Source organism: bacterium, from assembly GCA_040757115.1.
GTDB lineage: Bacteria > UBA9089 > CG2-30-40-21 > CG2-30-40-21 > SBAY01 > JBFLXS01.
On the sequence record JBFLYA010000293.1, the window covers coordinates 1 to 4,296 of the forward strand.

Here is a 4,296-nt window from a genome sequence, read left to right on the forward strand (position 1 = left end):
TCGAACTCTTGGGCCAGGTTTGCTTGACACCGTGAAGAGTGATAATTCACAATTCACAATTGACAATTCACCATTCACCATTATTAAGGAAATTTAGGGAAGAAATTGTGAATTGTGAATGGTGAATAGTTACTATTTTAATTAATAAAATTAGGGGAGGGATTAAATTATGAAAAGAGAATTAAGACTATGTATTAGTTTTTTGGTTTTATTTTTCACCTCTGTGTCCTGGGCGGCTAAATTTACAGATTCAGGACAACAATTAATTGGTTTAAATCAAACATCTATTGCCTGGGGGGATTATGATAAAGATAATGATTTAGATTTAGCCATCTGTGGCCGTAATGCCGATGGCCCTCAAACCCTTATTTACCAAAATGATAATGGAATATTAACCCACGATACAAAACAACAACTAATAGGTATTTCGTATGGGAAGATAGGTTGGACTGATTATGATTCAGATGGAGATTTAGACTTAAGCCTTGCCGGATATGATGCCTCTGTTTGCCCTACCTCTAAAATTTATACCAATGTCAATGGCACTCTTACCGAAGACCCAGAACAACATCCCGCTATTGGCTATGGCTCGATTGCCTGGGCAGATTCTGATAAGGATGGAAAACAGGATATTTATGCCCATGCTGGCCATGATTCTAATTGGAAACCCTACACCAAGATATTTAAAAAGAAAGAAGATGGAACTACTGAAGAGATAGTCCAAAATTTAATCAGCATGTATTATGGGTCGGTAGCCTGGGGAGACTATACCGGGGATGGCAGGTTAGATTTATTGGTTACAGGCTGGACACCTGAAGGCGGCATTATTAAAATATATAAAGATGTCAATGGAACTTTAGTTGAGGATATTGACCAAAAAGTTGAACCTGTTTTTCATTCATTTGCCGTCTGGGCTGATTATGATTTAGATGGCGATGTTGACTTATTTATTACAGGTCAGGGTAAGGAGAAACCTATCACTAAAGTATATCGTAATGATAATGGTATATTAATTGAGGATACTTCTCAAGAATTACCAGGCGTAAGTTTTTCTGCATTAGCACCTTGTGATTATGATAAAGATGGGGATTTAGACCTGATTTTATCTGGTGCGTTAGCAGATAAAACCACTATCACAAAACTCTTCTTGAATGACGCCGCTATTCCTATTCCCATTCACCACATAGAAATTTTATCACAACAGGAAATATTCAAAGGTGGTAAATTTACCACTGATAATACACTGGATTTATTGGCTAAAGCATATTCTCAAGAAAATAATTTAATCGGTGATGTCGTTGTCCATTGGCAAATTAATCCTGAATCAGGTATCTTTTCAAAGGAAAAGGGAGTTTCTACCGTGCTTGACTTAATTAAAGTTGGGACTGCCACGATAATTGCCTATGATAATCAAGGACATACCGCAACGGCAGAAATTAAGATTGATGCCGGTGAATTTGCCTTTTTGAAGATAGAGGATGAAAAAGGAAATGAAATTGGTACCCTTTCCTTGACCGCGGATGATGAATTAATAGTTTATGCGATGGGTTATGATAAAGGCACTAATACCTGCGGATTGGAATTAGTTCACTGGGAAATAATCGGTGATATTGGTAGTTTATCTACGACTTATGGCACTTCAACTATATTTTATCCAGGTAAAGGAGCCGTCGGGGAAGGCACGATAAAGATTTGGGATGATAAAGGACATACCTGCCTGACAGGGACAATTACAACATTACCCGGAATCACTAATTATGTGACGATAGAGGATATCTCTGGTAAAGAAATTGGGGATTTAGAGACCACGACTGATAAAAATCATCCACTTTTTGCTTACGGATATGATAAATGGGGAAATGATAAGGGGCCGGTAGAGGTTGTCTGGAGGATAACTGGTAATATTGGCACTTTATCTACGACTCAAGGAACAATGACTATTTTCGAACCATTGATTAACGAAAAAGGCACAATTACCATTATCGAACTATCATCAGGGTTGACAGATTCGACGGGTTTAATTACTGTCCTGGTTGGTAATGAACATTACTTAGTTATCGTAGATAAAGATAATCAGGCAGTTGAGAGTGTGATTGTGACCGCAGATGATAAATTAGAGATTTTTGCAAAAACCTTTGATGCCAAAAATCTGGAAATTGGTCTAAAAGAAGTAAAATGGACATTAATCGGGAATATTGGTAATCTATCTACGACTACGGGAACAGGTGTTATTTTAGACTTTACAACCGTAGGCACGGGCTGTGTGGTTGCCGAGTCTTCTTTATCAGATATGACGGAGGTAATTACCGTATTACCTGGCAGACTACATCATTTTGTCTTTAATACGATTGATGACCAGATAGTAGAGATACCTTTTGAAATTACCGTAACGGCTAAAGATGAAGATGGAAATACGGTTACAGGTTACAATGGCACATCTAATACCTTTGCTGATACTACAGAAACCATAGATTATGATAAGACGGTAAAATTTATTGATGGGGTGTTGAGTAATCATTCGGTAAATATCTCTCAAGCCTGTGGAAGTGTTACAATTGCTACTTACATTGATGAAAAACAAGGTGAAAGTAATAGATTTGCAGTCTTAGGTGGTTCAATTGCTGGAAATATAACAGATGAGTATGGTAAGAAACTGGCTAACATATTGATTGAGACATACCTTAAATTACAAAATGGAACACCTACTTTGAAAGGAAGCACCACGACTTTGCCAGACGGCTCTTATTTAGTTGCCGGATTACCACCTGGCACTTATGAAGTCAGGGCTATCCCACCAAAGGGTTATCAATCTCCAACACCACAAATAGTCGAGGTAACTGTTGTTCTTGTTAAAGGCAGACCGTTAATTATGGCAATGAATCAAGTGAATTTTATATTAATTGCGGCGGCTGAGACTACACTTGCAAACGCCTATGTCTATCCAAATCCATGTAAGGTAAGCCAACATACAGAAAAGATGACTTTTAAGGAATTAACCCGCCATTTGACGATTAAGATATTTACTATCGCTGGAGAATTAGTCGTCACTTTAGAGAAAAATAATGATTATGATTATCAAGAATGGTACTTAAAGAATGAAGATGGAAAAGTAGTTGCCAGCGGAATTTATATCTATCTAATTCGTGATGCGCAGACAGGTGAAACCAAGACAGGTAAGTTAGGTATAATAAAATAAGGGTTATATACAAATAAAAATGAGCATCTAACTTTAGTAAAAGGGAGGGGGGAAAGATGCAGTTTTTAGACCCACTTGATTCTATCCTTGGGCAGCGGTCTAAGGTCAGAATTTTACGCTTTCTATTTGAAAAACCGGGTGATTTAACCGGTCGGGAAATTTCAAGAAAAGTTGGTTTATCCCACTTAAAAACTCACCAGGCCCTTCGTGAACTTTCACTCCATGGTATTACTGTCCCCAAAACTATTGGTCGGGCAATTTTATATAAACTTAATGAAGAAAATATGTTTGCTCGAGATATCTTAAGAACATTATTCAGGTCAGAAAAAGAATTAGTCTTAAAACTAACTGAAATATTGACAAATAGACTTCGGGTATTTGTAGAATCAATAGTTTTATATGGCAATATTCTGCACAATGGACAGGAATCAGATTCCAGTATTGACCTTTTGTTGGTGATTCGTGATGATATGAATCTAAGGGCAGTTGAGCAAGCGCTGGAATATACACAAGAGGAAGTCAGAAGAGCCTTTGGAAATTCCCTCAGTGTAAAAATATGGTTTATTAATGAACTTCGTGCCAAATATACTGAACAAGATGAATTTGCACTCCAGATATTAAAGATAGGAAAACTTATTTACGGTCGGGAATTAATTGATGTTATCCGAAGTGAAAAATGGAGTTAATTAAACAGCAGAAAAAACTGTTGACAAAAGATTATGTTTGTGTTAAAATTTTACTAATCGGGAGTTTTATACTCGATGTTCAAGTTTTTTAAAGGTATAAAGATTTAACCGCAAAGAGCGCAAAGGAAGGTTTCGCAAAGGACGCAAAGAAAGAAAAACAGGTCTATAAACGAAAACGAACTTTCAAATATTGTTAATTGCTTATAAATTTCAATGTATTAAGACTCAAGGAAGGAATTAAAAGGGTGATGAACAACCTATAATCTTTGCGTTCTTTGCGGTTGATTTCTTTGCGTTCTTTGCGGTTGATTTCTTTGCGTTCTTTGCGGTTAAAAAAGGATAAACCACTTAATCTTAAAAAAACTTGAATATCGAGTTATACAAAGGTGTCTATCAAAGCAGACACCTTTTATT

2 protein-coding genes are annotated in these 4,296 nt (G+C 36.7%); both read left to right on the forward strand.

From position 1 onward, the window contains the following. Positions 1-169: 169 nt before the first annotated feature. Positions 170-3,196: an FG-GAP-like repeat-containing protein gene (locus AB1422_17285; protein ID MEW6621057.1), complete on the forward strand. Its 3,027-nt coding sequence runs from the start codon at positions 170-172 to the stop codon at positions 3,194-3,196. Positions 3,197-3,252: 56 nt separating this feature from the next. Continuing rightward, positions 3,253-3,882 (forward strand): hypothetical protein, encoded by a 630-nt coding sequence (locus AB1422_17290; GenBank protein ID MEW6621058.1) that lies wholly within the window; start codon positions 3,253-3,255, stop codon positions 3,880-3,882. Positions 3,883-4,296 lie beyond the last annotated feature (414 nt).